22 protein-coding genes are annotated in these 19,484 nt (G+C 37.5%); all 22 read left to right on the forward strand.

What is annotated here, in order from left to right; translation table 11 throughout:
* Positions 1 to 5: 5 nt before the first annotated feature.
* The 22 genes from AC25Y1_RS11370 (at position 6) to AC25Y1_RS11475 (ending at position 19,426) form a co-directional block, all read left to right on the forward strand.
* Complete coding sequence (locus AC25Y1_RS11370) at positions 6 to 266, forward strand: NifU N-terminal domain-containing protein (RefSeq protein ID WP_488148109.1); 261 nt, start codon at positions 6 to 8, stop codon at positions 264 to 266.
* Between the two features lie 13 nt (positions 267 to 279).
* Entirely contained in the window at positions 280 to 1,404 is a 1,125-nt protein-coding gene (locus tag AC25Y1_RS11375; RefSeq protein ID WP_488148110.1) for a conserved virulence factor C family protein, read from the forward strand.
* Positions 1,405 to 1,577: 173 nt separating this feature from the next.
* Positions 1,578 to 2,270, forward strand: a complete 693-nt coding sequence (locus AC25Y1_RS11380) for a hypothetical protein (RefSeq protein ID WP_488148111.1) — start codon at positions 1,578 to 1,580, stop codon at positions 2,268 to 2,270.
* Positions 2,271 to 2,375: 105 nt separating this feature from the next.
* The gene (locus AC25Y1_RS11385; protein ID WP_488148112.1) at positions 2,376 to 3,293 is read left to right on the forward strand and encodes an N-acetylmuramoyl-L-alanine amidase; all 918 of its coding nucleotides are present in this window, start codon (positions 2,376 to 2,378) and stop codon (positions 3,291 to 3,293) included.
* Positions 3,294 to 3,892: 599 nt separating this feature from the next.
* Positions 3,893 to 4,330, forward strand: coding sequence for a BrxA/BrxB family bacilliredoxin (locus AC25Y1_RS11390; RefSeq protein WP_488148113.1), 438 nt, complete (start codon positions 3,893 to 3,895; stop codon positions 4,328 to 4,330).
* Positions 4,327 to 5,106 (forward strand): class I SAM-dependent methyltransferase, encoded by a 780-nt coding sequence (locus tag AC25Y1_RS11395; RefSeq protein ID WP_488148114.1) that lies wholly within the window; start codon positions 4,327 to 4,329, stop codon positions 5,104 to 5,106. The genes AC25Y1_RS11390 and AC25Y1_RS11395 overlap by 4 nt, the downstream gene beginning before the upstream one ends.
* A gap of 280 nt (positions 5,107 to 5,386) precedes the next feature.
* Positions 5,387 to 5,977, forward strand: coding sequence for a YpjP family protein (locus AC25Y1_RS11400; RefSeq protein WP_488148115.1), 591 nt, complete (start codon positions 5,387 to 5,389; stop codon positions 5,975 to 5,977).
* An 88-nt stretch (positions 5,978 to 6,065) separates the two neighbouring features.
* Entirely contained in the window at positions 6,066 to 7,007 is a 942-nt protein-coding gene (locus AC25Y1_RS11405; protein ID WP_488148116.1) for a thymidylate synthase, read from the forward strand.
* Between the two features lie 15 nt (positions 7,008 to 7,022).
* Positions 7,023 to 7,502, forward strand: coding sequence for a dihydrofolate reductase (locus tag AC25Y1_RS11410; protein WP_488148117.1), 480 nt, complete (start codon positions 7,023 to 7,025; stop codon positions 7,500 to 7,502).
* A 180-nt stretch (positions 7,503 to 7,682) separates the two neighbouring features.
* The gene (locus AC25Y1_RS11415) at positions 7,683 to 8,522 is read left to right on the forward strand and encodes a DegV family protein (RefSeq protein ID WP_488148118.1); all 840 of its coding nucleotides are present in this window, start codon (positions 7,683 to 7,685) and stop codon (positions 8,520 to 8,522) included.
* A 36-nt stretch (positions 8,523 to 8,558) separates the two neighbouring features.
* Positions 8,559 to 9,365 carry an SGNH/GDSL hydrolase family protein gene (locus AC25Y1_RS11420; protein WP_488148119.1) on the forward strand — a complete coding sequence of 269 codons (807 nt, stop codon included), beginning with the start codon at positions 8,559 to 8,561 and terminating at the stop codon, positions 9,363 to 9,365.
* 12 nt (positions 9,366 to 9,377) lie between these two features.
* The gene (locus tag AC25Y1_RS11425; protein ID WP_488148120.1) at positions 9,378 to 9,950 is read left to right on the forward strand and encodes a YpmS family protein; all 573 of its coding nucleotides are present in this window, start codon (positions 9,378 to 9,380) and stop codon (positions 9,948 to 9,950) included.
* 12 nt (positions 9,951 to 9,962) lie between these two features.
* The gene (gene msrA / locus AC25Y1_RS11430) at positions 9,963 to 10,493 is read left to right on the forward strand and encodes a peptide-methionine (S)-S-oxide reductase MsrA (RefSeq protein WP_488148121.1); all 531 of its coding nucleotides are present in this window, start codon (positions 9,963 to 9,965) and stop codon (positions 10,491 to 10,493) included.
* On the forward strand, positions 10,490 to 10,909 hold the full coding sequence (msrB, locus tag AC25Y1_RS11435) for a peptide-methionine (R)-S-oxide reductase MsrB (protein WP_488148122.1): 420 nt from the start codon (positions 10,490 to 10,492) through the stop codon (positions 10,907 to 10,909). The genes msrA and msrB overlap by 4 nt, the downstream gene beginning before the upstream one ends.
* A gap of 30 nt (positions 10,910 to 10,939) precedes the next feature.
* On the forward strand, positions 10,940 to 11,173 hold the full coding sequence (locus tag AC25Y1_RS11440; RefSeq protein WP_488148123.1) for a YozE family protein: 234 nt from the start codon (positions 10,940 to 10,942) through the stop codon (positions 11,171 to 11,173).
* 105 nt (positions 11,174 to 11,278) lie between these two features.
* The gene (gene deoD / locus AC25Y1_RS11445) at positions 11,279 to 11,983 is read left to right on the forward strand and encodes a purine-nucleoside phosphorylase (protein WP_488148124.1); all 705 of its coding nucleotides are present in this window, start codon (positions 11,279 to 11,281) and stop codon (positions 11,981 to 11,983) included.
* Between the two features lie 157 nt (positions 11,984 to 12,140).
* Positions 12,141 to 13,664, forward strand: a complete 1,524-nt coding sequence (locus AC25Y1_RS11450; RefSeq protein WP_488148125.1) for a lmo1851 family serine protease — start codon at positions 12,141 to 12,143, stop codon at positions 13,662 to 13,664.
* A gap of 88 nt (positions 13,665 to 13,752) precedes the next feature.
* Complete coding sequence (locus AC25Y1_RS11455) at positions 13,753 to 14,649, forward strand: CobW family GTP-binding protein (RefSeq protein ID WP_488148126.1); 897 nt, start codon at positions 13,753 to 13,755, stop codon at positions 14,647 to 14,649.
* Positions 14,650 to 14,826: 177 nt separating this feature from the next.
* Complete coding sequence (locus tag AC25Y1_RS11460; protein ID WP_488148127.1) at positions 14,827 to 15,717, forward strand: CAP domain-containing protein; 891 nt, start codon at positions 14,827 to 14,829, stop codon at positions 15,715 to 15,717.
* 180 nt (positions 15,718 to 15,897) lie between these two features.
* Positions 15,898 to 17,334, forward strand: a complete 1,437-nt coding sequence (locus AC25Y1_RS11465; protein ID WP_488148128.1) for a spore germination protein — start codon at positions 15,898 to 15,900, stop codon at positions 17,332 to 17,334.
* Positions 17,331 to 18,350: a GerAB/ArcD/ProY family transporter gene (locus AC25Y1_RS11470; RefSeq protein WP_488148129.1), complete on the forward strand. Its 1,020-nt coding sequence runs from the start codon at positions 17,331 to 17,333 to the stop codon at positions 18,348 to 18,350. Before AC25Y1_RS11465 ends, AC25Y1_RS11470 begins: the two co-directional genes overlap by 4 nt.
* The gene (locus AC25Y1_RS11475) at positions 18,347 to 19,426 is read left to right on the forward strand and encodes a Ger(x)C family spore germination protein (RefSeq protein WP_488148130.1); all 1,080 of its coding nucleotides are present in this window, start codon (positions 18,347 to 18,349) and stop codon (positions 19,424 to 19,426) included. Before AC25Y1_RS11470 ends, AC25Y1_RS11475 begins: the two co-directional genes overlap by 4 nt.
* The last annotated feature ends 58 nt before the right edge of the window (positions 19,427 to 19,484 follow it).

Here is a 19,484-nt window from a genome sequence, read left to right on the forward strand (position 1 = left end):
TCTAAATGAAAATAATGTTAATAGAGGGAACACCAAATCCAAATTCAATGAGAGTTGTTTTTGACTCTGAACTACCTGCTGGAAAGAGTTATAACTATCGGAAGAGAGATGCTGAGACTGCAATTGAACCGGCAGCATCACTCTTAAAAATAGAAGGGATCAACGGAATCTACCATGTCATGAATTTCATGGCAATCGAAAAAGATCCTGATGTTGAATGGGAAAATATACTACCATCAATCGAATCGATTATCCCAAAGATATAAGGAGGAAAACGAATTGAAGATTGTAACGGTTGAACCAACACCAAGCCCAAATTCAATGAAAATTATATTGAACACAGAGTTACCAGCTGGTACTAGTTATAACTATAAGAAAAGTGATTCTGAGACTGCATCTTTTCCTATGTCTGAGTTATTAAAAGTAAATGGGGTTCGCGGCATTTATCATGTGATGAACTTCATGGCTGTTGAACGTGCGGGTAATGTTGCATGGGAAGCAATTCTTGCTGATATTCAAGCGGTTATTAGCGATGAAACAGACAAACAGGACAATATTGTAGAAGATACAGCTGACGATAGTTATGGCGAAGTGTATGTGCATGTTCAAACATATAAAGACATTCCGCTCCAAGTAAAGGTATTTGATAGCCAATCTGAAGAACGTTTTGGATTAAGCGAACGTTTTATTAAAGCGATGGATGAAGTACAAGGTGCTGAAGTAGAAAATTATATTTTACTAAGAAAATGGTCAGATTATGGTATTCGATACGGTGAAAAGGCTGATATTGGCGAAATGATCATACAAGAAGTAGAAGCTGCTTATCCGGATGAGCGTTTGCAAGATATTATTCTTAAATCTAGGGAAGGGCAAGAAAATATCATCCAGCGTGGAAGAAAGATTTCAGTGGATGAATTTTCAGTCGATGAATGGGAGATACGTTTCCAATTACTCGATCAAATGCCGGATCCTGACATGTCCGATGCGCCACTTTTAGATCTTGCACTAAATGATGAAAAAATGTCGATTCGTCGACTTGCTACTGTTTATCTTGGAATGATAGAAGATACAGCGGTTATCCCATATGTCGAAAAAGCACTTAAAGATAAAAGTTGGGCGGTAAGACGTACAGCAGGGGATTGCATGAGTGATCTTGGTTTTGATGGCTTTGAAGATGCTGCAATTGAATTGTTAAAAGACCGCAACAAGCTTGTGCGTTGGCGTGCGGCCATGTTTTTATACGAAACTGGCACAGAAAAAGCATTGCCAGCACTAAAGGAAGCAGAGAACGACACAGAATTTGAAGTGAAACTACAGATTCGAATGGCGATTTCCAGAATCTCCGAAGGGGAAGAAGCCAAAGGGTCCGTTTGGCGACAAATGACCGAAGCTCGAATGGAGTAAATTTTCATAAAAACTGTTATCTAATTGAAATTCATTCAATTAGATAACAGTTTTTTAATTTTATTAAAGAATAATTAATGATAAGGGGACTACTGCCTTTTAAAGCTATTTTATTCTGAATAGGATAGCTATAAACGTGATGATAATGTTCATTCACAAAAAGGAGTTTTCATATGGTGAAAATCGTTATTGATGTAAGTACTGATTCGATTAAAACTGAAAAAGAAATGTCTATAGATGATCAGAAATGGAGGTGTCATGAGATTATCGTTTGCGCAATGATTAAAAAACTTGAATCTTATCGGGGAGTAGAAGCATACCGAATTGATAATTCAAAAGACGAGCATTCTGCTTCCAAATGGAGATATAAAGAAAAATCGAAAGAGCGCAATGCGGATGTCTATGTAACAATTAATTATGGTTCAAGTATAGCGTCGAAAAAAATAGGTACAGATGTTTCAGATACAAATGTTACTGCGATGGGTGAAAAAAGGTTAACCTATTACGTGATTTGGAATACGGAATACCCAATTATATTTACTGATGTAGATTTTTCGGATACATTAGGTGACATAATAAAATTACGTGGTAATTCTTTTCTGCAATCAGAAGGGGAGTCAATTGCTGAAGAAATAGCGAATCATATTAAATTACAACCCATTACGGATAAATTTCATAGCGAAGAAAAAATAACACCCGAAGAACTTATTTCTGCTGCGACAATTGTATTACGACATCTCGAAAAAGATAAAAAAGGGGTAGTTCCCCAAAAATGGATGGAGAAAATTAACGAAGGCACGCTAGGTGATTCCGATGCAATTGCTTTACTTTATGTCGCCCTTCATCATTGGTTATTAAACAAATAAGCCAATGGGCTGACTCGTCCACTTTTGTGTAGAAAGACTCTACATATATTGTAAGGAGATCTTGAGTTCGAAAAAGACTCTAAATAATATAGGAGATGAAGTAATGTGGTTAAAATTGCAATAGATGCTGGGCACGGCTTGAATACCCCTGGAAAAAGAACCCCTGCCGGAGAGCGTGAATGGTCATTTAATAACAAGGTAGTGCTCGCTGCGATCGCCAAATTAAATATATTTCCAAATGTTCAAATCCTGCGTTTGGATGATCCGACTGGAAATGCTGATGTTCCGCTTAGTACACGAACAAATCGTGCCAATGCTTGGAAGGCTGATGTGTTAATTTCCATTCATCATAATGCCTATCAAGGGAAATGGGGTTCACATGGAGGAACTGAAACCTACATCTTTTCTACGGCAAGTCAACAGTCACGTGAAATTGCGAAGATTGTGCATCCACTGGTCGTAAAAGAGATGGGCCTTCATGATCGGGGAATCAAAACGATGAATTTTCATTTGCTTAGAGAATCAAAAATGCCGGCCATTCTTATAGAAGGCGGTTTCATGGATTCAACAGTTGATATTATCGCAATGCGAAATGAATCCAGTCTAAAGAGACAAGGTGAGGCAATCGCTCAAGGTCTTGGCGCTTACTTCAACTTAAAAGAAGACACACCACCTCCGAACGTCGTTGTATATAAGTACGGAGATACTGGACCGGCCATTGGTACTTTGCAAAAAAACCTTAACACGCTTGGGTATAACCTTATTGTTGATAACAGTTTTGGACCTGCAGTATTAGCAGTCGTTAAAAACTTTCAACAAAAAAACAAACTAGTAATAGATGGCTATGTGAACCCACTCACACAAAAAATGATTGCAGAGTTATTAAACGCGCAAAGCGGCATATACCGAATCATTATAAATGGAACTCAAGTTGGTGCATATCAAAATGCAGTCACAATTCTGGCGGAAGTAGAAAAAGCATTGAGGATAAACGCCAACAAAATTGAAGTTCAGAAAGTCTAGTCTGACAGGACCGTCTTATGATGGTCTTTTTAATTTGGCCGAAGACGGTCTATAGTTACGGAATCGAACAGTTCGAAGAATGAAGCTTTAAGGTGAAGAGATAGATAAGAAGTAGCTAGTCATAAGTTTTCCGCTCTTCTCATAATTATTTCTTTTTTGTCCTAGTTATTGTGAGTACTAGTATTAACATTAGAAGTGTTATAAGACCGAATGTTGAAGTGAATGTTTCAATTACGCCAAGGTTTAACATAAACATACTTACGCTTATGATAACTAGAAATTGTAACACCAAGAGAGCGTAATAATTTTTCGCAGAAGATCCTTTTCCAATAACAATCATAAAGAAGAGTGAAAAGCCTACCACCAAAGTGACAATTAACATAATTAAATCTGGATTCATCGATTCAGCTCCATTCGAATATTATTCATTTATTATACAGAAAATTATGTTGTAATGGGTTATTAAATACTTAGAACAACTGACTACACAAACATTAAAAGTGGCATTCAATGAAAATGCTCAGAAAACAAGGTAGAATAAAGTTTGTAAATCCAATACAATCGCCTATTTTACAACAAATTAGAAAGGGTGCGAAAACATGAATGGATACGATCAACATATGCAAAGTATTTATAAAGAAATGCGGGAGGATTTAGTGCAGGTCGGCTTTAAGGAACTTACCAAACCAGAAGATGTCCAAGAAACAATGGATAACCTGCAAGGTAGTGCTTTAATTGTTATCAATTCAGTTTGCGGCTGTGCGGCAGGACAAGCCCGTCCAGCAGTTAAAGAAGCAATCAGTGAAATTGACGTGAAACCAGACCACTTATTTACAGTTTTTGCTGGGCAAGATAAAGAAGCAACTGAAAAGATGCGTGGTTATTTTTCAGAAGTTCCACCAAGCTCACCGTCTATCGCTCTATGGAAAGACGGAGCGCTCGCTTACTTCATACCAAGAGAGCAAATCGAAATTTCTCAAAAAGAAACAATCAAAACACATTTAACAGAAGTTCTTGAACAATTCATTGTAAAATGAAAACCATAATTACAACAAATGGAAGACCAAATGAAGAATCCATCAGAAAAGCAACATATGCTTCAAAAATTTTAGGCTATCCATTTGTCGACCGGGCCAAACGTTCTGTTGAACGAATGCAAAGCGCATACAACAGTTCCGTTCTTGTCGCGAGTGCTAGTCAATATGAATTATATAGAATCGGTATGGAGAAACCTTTTTTCTTCCATCCAGACACAGCTGCATTTCGAATCAAAAGATTATTCAACGGTGAAAAAGATTTGTTTATAGAAACGACACAGTTAGAGCCAGGTGATACATTTCTAGACTGCACACTTGGCCTTGCTTCTGATAGCATTATTGCGGCTTATCAAATTGGTGAGACAGGTACTATTTTGGGTGTAGAAGGTGACACTGAAGTTGCATTTATAACGTCAGAAGGTCTCAGGTCTTATCAATCAGCATCTGAACAACTTAACATTGCTATGTTGCGCATTCAAGTTGTTTCTGAAGAAGCCGTAACCTTTTTAGAGAGCCAAGAGGATTCGAGTTGGGATGTCGTTTATATTGATCCAATGTTCAGCACCCCACTTGAGGAATCATCAAATTTCACGCCATTGCGCCAGGTGGGATTACAAAGTCAACTGACAGAAAAGTGGATGTATGAGGCGGTGCGTGTGAGTAAACGCCGAGTTGTTGTAAAAGATCATTTTTCATCACCCGTGTTTGAACAGTTTAAATTAACAAGGGAAATTCGAAAAACATCCAAGTTTCATTATGGATTCTTACAAAAATAATAAAAAATGTCCCGCTATATATGAATATACAGCGGGACATTTTTTAAATTAATTAATTAGTGTGTGAAGCAAAGGGCACATAAGTAACCCACTAACACTAGCATTCCGATACCTAAAAAAACTTCAACTTCCATCAGTAAAATACCTCCTTCAAAAAAAGGGCTTACATTTCTATACTTCTATTGTACAATGAAAGAGAGAAAGAAGAAACCTTTACAAAACAGTTTCGTCTTCTTCTATGAAGTAGCTTTAAAAAATAGACACAATTGTAGGTGAAACTATGATAAAATGGTTGCAAAAATCACTTATTGTTACAGTTGCTCTCCTTACATTTGGCATGATTACACCAACACATGATATTTGGAGTAACTTTCAAGAGAAAAGTGATTCAAAACATGAAGAAGAATCATCCAATCAATCCAGTTACACACTTGGCTTGGATGAAGATCCACGTATCGAAGATCATATAGAATCGATTGAAGATTCTTTTGTTCATTCTGCAAAAACATTAGCATATGAAAAGTTTGGCACTAAAATTGGACCAGTCATCTCAGATGAATTTGAAGAAGTCATTTTTCCGAAGATCGATGAAGCAATTCGAATGACATTGCTTAGTTATACTGAAAAGGAATACCGAAACCTTTCAATTAGTGAAAGACCAGGAGGCAATTACTCCGAAAAAATCTTCCACGTTTATGACAAAGATAGCCATAAAGATCTGATTCGCTTTCATGTACGAACGGACAAGCGTCCACAAGATGGATTCTTTTTCAACTTCCATTATCATGTAATAGATGATGGTTTCAGTACACATTATACAATCGGAGATATTTATTGGTCTAAAAATACGCCACCAAAATGGTTATCATAAACCATTTATGTGGTGTTTTTTTGTGTGTAAGAGTCGTTATTGGCAGTCGTTATTGGTATACTAAAACTAACTGTTAGGAGGATGCATTTTGAAACAATATTTAGAGCTTTGTGATTATGTATTAACAAATGGTACAAAAAAAGAGGACCGTACAGGTACGGGAACTTATAGCACTTTTGGCTATCAAATGAGATTCGATTTAAGTAAAGGGTTCCCACTTTTAACTACGAAAAAAACAGCGTTTCGACTCATCACATCGGAGTTATTGTGGTTTTTAAAAGGCGATACGAATGTTAGAACGTTGATAAATGAAAGAAATCCAATATGGGATGAATGGGCATTTGAGCAATGGGTAAAGAGTGATGAGTATACTGGCCCCGATATGACAAACTTTGGACATAGAGCAACGCAAGATATAGCGTTTGCAGAAGTTTATCAAGAAGAAATGGCGGCTTTTAAAAAACGTGTCGTAGAAGATCAAGACTTTGCAAACAAGTACGGCGATTTGGGTCCTGTCTACGGTAAACAATGGCGTTCATGGACGACTGGAGAAGGATCTATCGATCAAATCGCAAATTTGATTGATGGGTTAAAAAACAATCCCGACTCAAGACGTCATATTGTATCTGCGTGGAATCCGTCTGAAGTTGAAGACATGGCATTGCCACCTTGTCATGCACTATTTCAGTTTTATGTTTCTGATGGAAAACTGTCTTGCCAATTATATCAAAGAAGTGCAGATATCTTTTTAGGTGTTCCATTTAATATTGCGTCTTATGCATTACTTGTTCACTTAATCGCAAAAGAGTGCGATCTTGAAGTTGGCGAATTCATACACACACTTGGAGATGCTCATATCTATTCAAATCATCTAGAGCAAGTAAAAGAGCAACTTGGGCGTCAACCAAAAGAACTACCAACCCTAAAAATCAATGGAGCAGATAAATCGATCTTTGACCTCGTAACAGCTGACATTGAAATTGTGAATTACGATCCACATCCAAGAATAAAAGCACCCATTGCGGTTTAAGGAGGAAGTTTCTAAATGATTTCATTAATCGTAGCGCATGACACACAAAAAGTAATTGGCAAAAATAATGAATTACCTTGGCATTTACCTGAGGACTTGGCTTACTTTAAAAAAATGACGATGGGCAAGGCAATGGTGATGGGTAGAAAAACGTATGAATCAATTGGAAGACCGCTACCTGGTCGGTTGAGTGTTGTCATCACTAGAAATCCAAATTATACTGTTGATGGCGTTGTCGTCGAAAATAATTTAGAATCAGCAATCGAAAAAGCTAAGGATTATGCGTCGGAAGTTATGATAATTGGCGGTGCAGAAATTTTCAAGATGGTGATGGATAAGGCGGATAGACTATACATTACATTGATAAAAGAAAAGTTTGACGGGGATACTTTTTTTCCGGAATACGAAGATATGTGGACATTGACTTCTACTTCAGAAGAAATTATATCTAAAAATGGGACATCATTTGTCTACCAAGTCTACGATAAGAAATAATATTTAAAGTCTAAAATTATTGATGAATCACGATTGATATTTTAAAATAGGCATACTTTAAAGTAATGTGCTCATATGAAAGAATAGTAAGCTGTGAATATGATTTGTTTCACTAGCTTTCGTCTCATACAAATGAAAGATATGATTTTACAACTAGTAATTATAGAAAGAGGCGTTATTATGAAAAAAATTCATATCGTGACGGACTCAACTGCTGATCTTACAGAAGAAGAATTGGTAAAATTTGGGATTCACGTTGTGCCATTATCCATTCAAATTGACGGTAAGTCTTATATTGATGGGGTTGATCTACAACCTGCAGAATTTATGGACTTGATGGGTGCATCAGTAGAGCTCCCGAAGAGTTCTCAACCTGCTGTTGGAGTCTTTAAAGAGTTATATGATGAACTCGGAAAAGACGGAGGAGAAGTTATATCCATTCATATGACAGGTGGTATGAGCGGAACGGTTGGGTCAGCAGAATCCGCTGCTGAAATGTCCTCTACAAACGTGACTGTAATAGATTCAATGTATATTTCTCACGGATTAGCATTTCAAGTACTAGAAGCAGCGAAAATGGTATCTCAAGGTAAGAGTTTAGAAGATATTACTTCGAGAATTATAAAAGTTCAGAAACAAACAACATTATTTGTCGTAGTTGATAAGTTGGACAACCTCGTGAAGGGTGGTCGGATTGGCCGCGGACGTGGTCTTATAGGCTCGTTATTAAAGATTAAGCCGATTGCTACATTACAAAATGGTGTTTATACGCCAGTGGCAAAAGTAAGAAGCCATCGACAAGTGATTGCTCATTTATTTAAAGTGTTTACTGAAGAAACAGCAGGCAAAATAATTCGAGGTGTTGGCATTTCCCATGCAAATGGTTTAGCTATGGCTGAGCCACTAAAGAAAATGCTTGAAGATACAGGTATAACTGATGTTAGATATACTTTTACAACACCAGTAATCAGTACTCATACTGGTGAAGGTGCGATTGGTTTTATGTACTATTTCGATTAATAAGACTCTTTGATGAAGAAATGGGGAACTATACTTATGAGAAGGATTATTATAATGATGCTAGTCTTCTCATTATTTTTATCTGGTTGTCAATCGTCATCTACTGAACCAGTCTCAGAAAGAACTCAAATTACTTTTGATGATTGGTACATTCCAGGGACATTCATTTTAAAAGAGATACAGGTTGTAGGGATTGGAGACTCTTTGACTGTTGGTCTCGGAGATGAATTCAAAAGAGGCGGCTATTTCAATCGATTAACCCATGCGATGACTAGTTGGCAAGGTGTAAAAGACGTAGAGATAACGAATATAGCGATTAGTGGTCGAAGAAGTGATCAACTCTTACGACAACTTAGTGAGCAAGAGACACAATCCGCTATAAAAGACGCCAACTTTGTTATGCTTACTATTGGCGGTAATGATATCATGAAGATTGTAAAACGTGATTTATTTAATTTGCAAAAAGAATCTTTTTACGATGAACTCGAACAATATTCCAATCGATTAAATGAAATATTTACGATTATAAGAACATTAAATTCAAAAGCCATCATTATTGTTGGTGGATTATATAATCCATTTACTGTTGTAACAGATGAAGAAACTGGATTTGAGGAGATTTTAGACGAATGGAATGAAGCAATTGAAGTCCAAACAGTATTGGACGGAAAATCATGCTTCGTGCCAGTAATGGATTTGTTCATATCTAATTCGAATATGGTTTACCATACCGATTTTTTTCACCCAAATGCAAAAGGGTACGAGGAAATGGCTAATCGATATCTTGAAAAAATAGAAGAATGCGGGTTATTACAATTATCGGATGGGGAATTAGATATGTAGGGGGCTGATGTCATGAATTTATGGAAAATCGCATTTTTTGGTCTAGCAGGTATTGTTGCGGCAGGTATTGTATACCTATTCATACTTTTGGGGTATCAAGAAGACTCCCCACCTATTAGAGAAGCAGAAACAAACTATCGAGCAGCTGATTATTTAACAGTGAATGCAACGAAGAAAGATTTCGAAGGGATTGCGAATACGTATATCCGTAAAGCGATTAAAAAAGAGCCAATTCCTGTCACAATGGAAGTAGCTGATGATATTATTTTACTATCAGAACTTACTGTATTTTCCTATACGCTTCCAGTCATTATGCATTTTGACCCCATTGTGCGCGCTGATGGTAATCTGACATTGAAACAGTCGAAAGTTGAAATTGGTAATTTAACCATACAACCAGCGGCTGTGTTGAAGATTTTAAAGGATTCTGTTGATCTACCGCCGTGGATGGTTGTGCGACCTAAAGAAGAAGAATTATTCATTGATTTAAGAGCTTTGCCAATTTCAGCTGATTTAGAAGTAAGAGCGAAAGAGTTTAATTTAGACAAGGATGAAATTATTCTTGAAATAGCAATTCCAAAATAAGGAGGTATTCGAATGTCTAAATCTAAAGCCACATTTGCAGGCGGTTGTTTTTGGTGTATGGTTAAGCCGTTTGATCGATATGAAGGCGTAGAATCTGTCATTTCGGGTTATACGGGTGGGGATGTAGAAAATCCATCGTATGAACTTGTCTGTACAAATACAACTGGTCATCGAGAGGCTGTACAAATTACATTTGATGAAGAAGTTATTTCGTACGAAACTTTGCTTGAGATATTTTGGCGTCAAATTGATCCGACTGATCAAGGAGGACAATTTTTCGATCGTGGTGAATCTTATGAAACTGTAATCTTTACCCATTCCGAAGCTCAGAAAATACTTGCGGAAAAGTCGAAAGAGGAACTCGAAGCAAGTGGTAAGTTCGATAAACCAATTGCAACTAAAATTCTTCCTGCCAAAACATTTTACAAAGCAGAAGAAGGACACCAAGATTACTATATGAAAAACCCAACTCATTATAATAGATACTCGATAGGATCCGGCAGAGAACAATTTAAAAAAGATCATTGGAGGGAAGATTCATGAGTGAAGATTTAAAGAAAAAGTTAACAGCTATCCAGTACCATGTCACACAGGAGAACGGGACAGAACAACCATTTCAAAATGAGTATGACAGCCATTTTGAAGAAGGTATATATGTAGATATCATATCTGGCAAACCATTATTTAGTTCGAAGGATAAATATGATGCTGGATGTGGTTGGCCAAGTTTTACAAAACCAATCGAAGAACAAGAAGTAAATGAGCATTTTGATGATAGTCACGGAATGCGCCGAACAGAAGTGAGAAGTAAAACTGCTGATTCTCATTTAGGACATGTTTTTCCTGATGGACCAGGACCAGACGGCCTTCGTTATTGCATTAATTCTGCTGCAATGCGCTTTGTTCCACTTGCTGATTTTGAAAAAGAAGGCTACAGTGAATATCAGAAATTATTTTAATAATCTAGAGGATTCAAAGGAGTTTACGATATGAATCGAAGTTTTTATCAGTTCGCCTTATCTTATCGTGGTGGCGGGAAGAATGATGAAAAAGCAGTTTTTGCAGAAAGTATGTTTAGAGATCTTGGTTTTCCAAAAGATGAACAAGCGTATGATCCATTATCACGGTATTTAGAAGAAAAATCAGATGAAGACATGCGTCCTATTATTTTTGATGAGTTATATAATACTTATATTGAAAGAATTAACCCATTCAATGAGTAACGAGAACGTATTGGCCTGATATGGTTTATAATGATGTACTCCTTTACAATTAATGACCAATAATTGTATGATTAAACGTAAGAATTCGAAAGTGAGGGAAAATGTATGAGTATACATATTAATGCTGAACAAGGTGCGATTGCTGAAACTGTCTTATTACCAGGAGACCCCCTTCGGGCCAAATATATCGCGGAAAACTTTCTGGAGGATGTAACGCAGTATAACGATGTGCGTAACATGTTCGGATATACTGGGACATATAAAGGGGAACGAATTTCCGTTCAAGGAACTGGTATGGGTGTTCCATCCATCTCTATTTATGTAACTGAGCTTATGCAAGAATATAATGTGCAAAACCTTATTCGCGTCGGTACATGCGGAGCAATTCAAGAAGATGTAAAATTAAGAGATGTTATTATTGCACAAGGTGCAACGTCAAACTCCAACATGAATGATATCATTTTTGATAAAATTAAATTTGCACCCATTGCAGATTTTGGTCTATTAACAAAGGCGTATCAAGCTGGAATTGATAAAGGATTGAATTTGCGCGTCGGCAATGTTTTCACAGAAGATATTTTTTACAATGAATTTTCTGATCATGAAAAACTGGCAAAATACGGCGTTCTGGCTGTGGAAATGGAAGCTTCTGCACTTTATACGTTAGCGGCTAAGTTCGGTCGAAAAGCACTTACGATTTTAACAGTAAGTGACCATATTTTAACTGGTGAAGTGACAACAGCTGAAGAACGTCAACTCACATTCAATGACATGATTACTGTGGCATTAGAAGCTGCAATAAAAAAATAAGATGATAAAGACCGCTTAGAGAAATGTTAAAGCACCGTCAAGACTCAACAGGTTAAGGAACATGCTAATGACCCAAGAGTCTGGCTGTTGCGGCTAAACATAATTGCGGTCTTTTCGTATTATCCAAATTGCAATACCTGAGAAAGTGGGGAATAGGATGGATGAAAAAGAGAAAGATTCTATAAATCAACAAAATGATGAAACCAATTCTGATTTTACACCTGTTCCAGATCAACCAGGAACTCGCTCAATTAAACTAAAACCATTTTCCTTCGTCATGATTATATTTGGTCTTATTCTTGTTACAGCGGGCATTACGTTTTTCATATTAACCGCAGGAGAAGATAAGGTTGTAGAGGTCATTAAACCACCGCAACAAGCTGTTGATCGAGAAGAATTCGAAAAGTTATATGAAGCTTATGATAATTTGAAAAGTAGCTACTTTGAAGATATCGATGATTCCACCATTATTGATGGAGCCATTAATGGAATGATCGATGCACTAGGAGATCCCTATTCGGATTATTTGAATGAGGAAGAGGCACGCCAATTAAATGAGAGTATTTCTTCCAGTTTTGAAGGAATAGGTGCAGAAATTCAAGAGCAAGATGGCTATATCGCAGTAGTATCACCAATTAAAAACTCTCCAGCGGAAAGAGCTGGCATATTACCGAAGGATAAAATCATTGCAGTCGATGGAGACAGTATACAAGGCATGTCGTCATCAGAGGCTGTATTACTTATTCGAGGTGAAAAAGGTACGGAGGTCACGCTGACAGTAATGCGCGGGTCTTCGGATGAGCCAATAGAAATTAAAATCATTCGAGACGTCATTCCGATTGAAACGGTTTACTACGAATTAGATAAAAATAAAATTGGTCATGTAAGAATTACGAGTTTTTCAACAGGCACATATAAAGAGCTTATAACAGCACTTGATAGCATGGAAAAAGAAGGTATGGAAGGTTTAGTCGTCGATGTACGACAAAATCCTGGTGGCATACTAAATGGTGCGTTGGAAATCTCGGATTTATTTGTTAAAAAAGGTGAGAATTTATTACAAACACAAGAAAAAGGTAGTAATCCAGATGTATATCAAGCAACAGGCGGTCGTAAAATAGATATACCTGTTTCTGTTCTAATTGATGAAGGAAGCGCGTCGGCTTCAGAAATTCTTGCTGCTGCGCTGAGTGAGTCTTCTGGCATCCAACTTGTAGGGGTTACAACTTTTGGTAAAGGGACTGTTCAATCACCAAAAGACTTGGATGATGGTTCAAATCTGAAAATTACTACTGCTAAATGGCTAACACCAGATGGAAATTGGATTCACGATACAGGGATAAAGCCTGATATAGAAGTTCCGTATCCTTCCTATGCCTTATTACCATATTTAGATACAACTGAAGAAATGAAAGAAGGTTTACTTTCTTCAACTGTGAAATCAGCGGAAGAGATGCTTGAAGCAATTGGCTATAATCCAGGTGAAATTGATGGGTTGTTTGATAAACAAACAGAAGAAGCTGTTTTACAGTTACAAGAGGATTTAGACATTGAACCTACTGGAATTCTAATTGGAGAGACAACAATTGGTTTAATGGGTAAGTTACGTGAAAAAATTGAAGAAGATGATCCACAATTATTAAAAGCTAAGGAAATCTTAATTGAAAAACTAGCCGAGTAACGGTTAGCGTCGAATGTTGATGTATAGAAAAGCGTCCTTCCTAATCAGGAACGGGCGCTTTCATAATTATAAAACTGAGGTGACTGTGTTGATAGATGTATATTTGTTTAGTGGGTTTCTCGGAAGTGGCAAAACTTCTTTATTGGTAAATGTCATTCAAGAATTGAAAGCAATGGGGAAAAAACCAGCCGTATTTATGAACGAATTTGGAGAGTTAAAAGTAGATTCAAATTCAATAGATAGCAATATTCCACTTAAAGAATTACTTGATGGTTGTATATGCTGCTCTGGTGCAGAAAAAACAGAAGCTCAACTTCAAGGCTTACTAGAAGAAAACGAGAAAATTGATGTTATTTTAATAGAAACGACAGGGGCCGCTCATCCTGTTGAAGCATTAGATGCTGTCTATTCACCATTGTTTGCTGATCGCTTACAAGTGAAGGGAATCGTGACGGTTGCAGATAGTAAACTGTGGCTTAACCGTGACACGTTATCACCAAGAATCCGAGCACTCTACATGGAACAGATTAGACATGCACATTTACTATTAGTAAATAAGTCAGATCTTTTAACAGAAAGTGAACTTGCAAGAGTAACAATGGAAATCTCCAATTTTAATCCTACAGTACCAATTGTCCAAACGGTAAATGCTAAATTATCCTTTTCTTATATAGAAGAAGTACTCCAAAAAAACGATAAGAAAGCACCGACAAACATTATTTCAGGTGCCAACCTCCCATTATCGTCTAAACTCATCACATTTTCTGACAGTGTCAAAATGGATGTTTTTGAGGACTGGGTGAAATCACTTCCCGATACTGTGTATCGAATGAAAGGATTTGTTCCGATAGTTGGAACGAAAAATCCTTATTTGTTTCAATATGCTTATGGAATGGTAAATTGGATGCCGGAATATGTGAATATGGAACCGAGACTCGTCATGATCGGAGAGGGAATCGAAGACATAGAATACGATAAAAACTAAAGTCGTCAACCCAAAAATAGTAGTAATAAAAACAAAGTACACCAAAAGTATCCAGTTATCATTTTGAAGCATCCCATAGCAAGAGTAGTTATATGGTGTTTGGTTTAGCTTCTATAAAATTCCAAGTTTCACAATCTCATAGACGTTATGATAGATTGCGAAGGGAGGAGTTAAGAGATGAAAAAATCGATAGCGGTCATCTTACTCGGTTCGGCACTCTTACTGCCGAACAACAATAGTGTAGAAGCTTCATATTCAACAAACAATATACAGGTACAAAAAGTACAGTATATCGGATATGTTGACTTTGCCAACAAACAGTTCGATTTCAGTAATAAAGAACTGAAAAAGAATGGCTTCAAAGCAATTCAAAATGAATTGATGAAAGGTTTCGCCAAATATCTGGAGGTAGCGAAGACTAATACAGCTCAACCTGCGCCAGAAGCTAAGCCTGCACCTGAAGCAAAACCAGCTCCAGAAGCTAAACCTGCACCGGAGGCAAAACCAGCTCCAGAAGCCAAGCCAACACCAGAGGCAAAGCCAGCTCCGGAAGCTAAGCCAACACCAGAGGCAAAGCCAGCTCCAGAAGCTAAGCCAACACCTGAAGCAAAACCAGCACCAGTACCAACTACACCAGCACCAACACCAGAAAAACCAGCTAAACCAGTTGAGGCTACACCAAATGCTTCAGTTTCAGCAATTGAAAAACAAGTAATTGATTTAACAAATGCTGAAAGACAAAAAGCAGGTTTAAAACCATTACAATCAGACAGTAAGTTAATGGATTCAGCCCGTGCTAAATCAAAAGATATGTCATCAAAAGGGTATTTCTCACACACAAGCCCTACATATGGCTCTCCATTTGATCAAATGAAACAATTTGGCGTTTCATATCGTTCGGCCGGAGAAAATATTGCAATGGGTCAACGTACGCCTGAAGAAGTCGTTAAAGGGTGGATGAACTCACCTGGACATAAAGCAAATATTTTATCATCTGATTTCACACATATTGGAATTGGGTACGATAAAAATGGTAACTATTGGACACAACAATTTATCTCAAAATAAAATAGATATTTTAAAAAGCGATTCTCTTAGCCTAAAAATGGCAATAGGGAATCGCTTTTCTGTTTAGACACTTTGAAAACCAATTAGCAGCTTTACATAATATTATTATGTATTTTTCACTAGATGTTTGACGTTTAGATAATAACAGCCGTGCGCATACTTTATCCATGGGGTGAGGGTATGACGGAAACGCTTTCGACGAGTAGTTTAATTTTATATATAAAAGAACGATTTCATAATACTTCTGACCTTTTTGTTGAGGAGATAGAGTGGGAAGGTCAATCTGCAATTGTTTGTTATTTTTCAGTGTTAACTGAAGGCGGTACATTGAATGAACAACTGGAAATCTTGAGAAACAGAGCTAAAGACGGAATTCCAGACTGGGGAGAGACGGGAGCTTCAACTGTACTTCCTTTTTCGATGTCGACAATGACCGATGCGGTTTGCCTTGGTTCAGTCGCAATCGTTTTTCCAAAAACAAATAAGCTACTAAAAATTACGATTCCAAACATTACAGTTCGTTCGCCAAATGAACCAACGAATGAATTCGTCATTCGGGGTTCCCATGAAGGCTTCGTGGAAAGCATCGACAAAAATATTTCACTCATTAGAAAGCATCTCACAATGCCAGATTTAGTTGTAAAAGAGTTACGACTCGGAAGTGAGACAAATACGAGAGTAATGTATGTCTATATCGAAACAATTGCTGATAAAGAAGTAGTTAAGGATGTTAAAAACCGATTGGAGGGAATGGATACACCTAAGGTATTCAGCATCGGACAGATTGAAGATTACTTAGAAGATTCCGTTTGGACTCCTTTCCCGCAACTCCTGTACACGGAAAGGACTGACCGTGCTGTTGCGAATTTATTGGAAGGGAAAATCGTTATTTTTACCGACGATGCTCCTTCAGCCCTCATTGCTCCAATTACTTTTTTTTCATTTTACGAATCACCAGACGACTTTAATGGACGTGTCATTGTCGGATCTTTCTTTCGAATTCTTAGGTTGTTTAGTTTCTTGATAGCTGTTTTCCTTCCAGCTTTTTATATTGCCGTAGTCGGTTTCCATTCGGAAATTTTGCCTGTTGAAATTAGTGAAAAAGTGAAAGTTGCAGTACAAGATATCCCATATCGTCCTATATTTGAAGCGTTTATTGTGGAAATATTTATAGAAGTCATCCGTGAAGCGACTATCCGATTACCGGCACCTGTTGGTCCGACAATCGGAATTGTAGGCGGGCTTGTCATAGGTGATGCGATTGTAAATGCAGGACTTGTGTCGAATTTGATGGTCATTGTCGTAGCGATGACTGCAATCTCCAGTTTTGTCGTACCGAATGTCGAAATGAATATGACAATACGGATCATCAGATTTCCTTTCATGATTGCAGCATCCCTTTTCGGGTTTTTCGGCATCACTATTGCGGCACTTCTTTTATTTATCCATATGATGAATCAATCTTCACTAAAACAGCCCTACTTGTCACCGTTCATACCGTTTGATCCTACTCGTTTCAAAAATATATTCTTCAGGATTCCATATTATAAAACTCATAAGCAACAACAAACATTCACTCACGGAGGGGCCGAGCAAAAGGATGGGGGAGAAACTTGACAATCAACTTATCAAGATTCCAGTTTTTTCTAATTCTAATAATTACACAGACAGGGTCGGCATTCTTCTCCTTTCCTTCACCGTTCATTAATGCAGTTGGCAGGGATGCATGGCTAGTTTTTATCGTTGCTGGGGCCATTCACTACATGCTGCTACTCTTTTATGAAAAGTATTATAAGAAGTTTACTGTTGGTCCTTTCGTCGGGTGGTTGTATAAAGGGTACTGGTTTTTTGTTGCAGTGACCTATATAGCATACATCGATTATACATTAGCGGTATGGGGCTTCCCAGAAACGCCTCAATTTATCGTCATCACAGCGCTAGTTAGTATATCGCTGTACGCAAATTTGAGTAAGCCGGAAACGGTCATCAATTTAAGTGTCGTTCTAGTTCCACTCATCTTCATTTTTTTTCTATTTTTACAGTTTACTTGGAGTGATCTCGTATGGACGAATATATTCCCTTTAGGAGAAGCGAGTGGAAAGGATTGGATTGAAGGTCTTTTAAAGGCACAAACTGCATTTTTAGGAATTGAATTATTTTTATTTTTCAGAAGGCACGTCGATATCAAGGAGAAAATAAAAGGTTTCCCGTTATTCGTCTACCAAATGACATGGTTTATCTTTTTCTTTTACTCCGTCGTTCTTACAATCTTATTTTTCACGCTCCCAGGATTGGAACGGGTTCCCGAACCACTCCTTTATATTTTAAAATCACAGGAAGTGACTTTTGTCGAGCGGCTTGACTTGTTTTTCCTTTACATTTGGATGATTTGGAGCATCATTACCGTTGCAATTATTTCATTTTCCGCATTGTATGTCCATCGGCTCCATACTAAGAAAAATAAGAAAAGGGACGTAATCATTTGGCATGCATTGCTTATTCTGTTGCCTTTATTCTTCGTTTCAAAGCAGTATGTAGACCAACTTATTGACATAATCATCTATGCTCACCTTCTATTTGCTATCATCATTCCAGTCGTCGTCATTGCTACGAATAGGAGGAAAGGGAAATGAAGAAAATTGCATCAATTTCCATCATATGTACATTCCTATTGGCAGGGTGTTGGGATGAACGACTATTCAAGGATCTTACCCTCGTTCCACTTATTGGTATAGAGGGGGGACTTGGAGATTTAACTGCACATTACACATTTACCGCAGTATCTAATGGCGCCATCAGTTATTCGACTGTCGAAGGAAATGGCGTATCCATGAGGGAATCTCGTCTCGATGCGAATCGAAAGTCGAGTGAAATTCTTGATGTTTCACAATTGGAAGTAATACTCCTTAGTACGGAAACTGTGCAGTCAAATATAATTGAGGTCCTCGATGCCTTCTTTAGAACACCACGTAACCGGTTAAGTAGTAGATTTGTGGTTGTAGAAGGAGAAATGTCTTCGTATATGGAGAAGACAGAAAAAATGCCCTTAGAGCTACCTAAATTCTATAGTTCTATTTTGGAATCTGCCATATTGTACTCCGTTATACCTGATATCGACATCCAGAGAACTGCTGGAATTATTTTTGACGACGCAATTGACCTCTCATTGCCATTCGTTAAAATGTCGGAAACGACAGGTCTACCTGAAATGTCAGGGTTAGCCTTGTTCAGTGAAAAAATTTTTACGGGACACACATTGGATGAAAAGGAGTCCATTATCGCCCAAGTTATTCAAAAAAATCCTGGAAAGTATTCGAATTTCACTTACATGTGGGAGAAAGATGGTAAAACGTCTCCAATCACTGTTGAACTCGGCAGATACAAAAAGAAATGGGAGTTTACTGACAGTAAAATCGATGCAACTTATAACTTGAAATTGGCTGTAGAAGAATTTTCTCATGATCATCTAGATGAAGATAAAACCAGGAAAGAATTAGAGAAATTCCTCTCAAGCGAGCTGACAAAGGATTTTAACGACGTTATAAAGAAATTACAAGAAGCCAAAAGTGACGTCATTGGTTTCGGTCGAACGGCTCGAGCATTCCATCCAACACTTTGGAATAAAGGGAAATGGCAAGATACTTTTTCCGAGATACCGATTAATGTTAAGGTAAAGGCGGAGATTACACGGTCTGGTATACTGAATTAAATCGAAAACCCGCGTAGCATATAATAGCTCCCGCGGGTTTAGTCGTTTACATGAATTT

Source organism: Sporosarcina sp. Y1009, assembly GCF_057669865.1.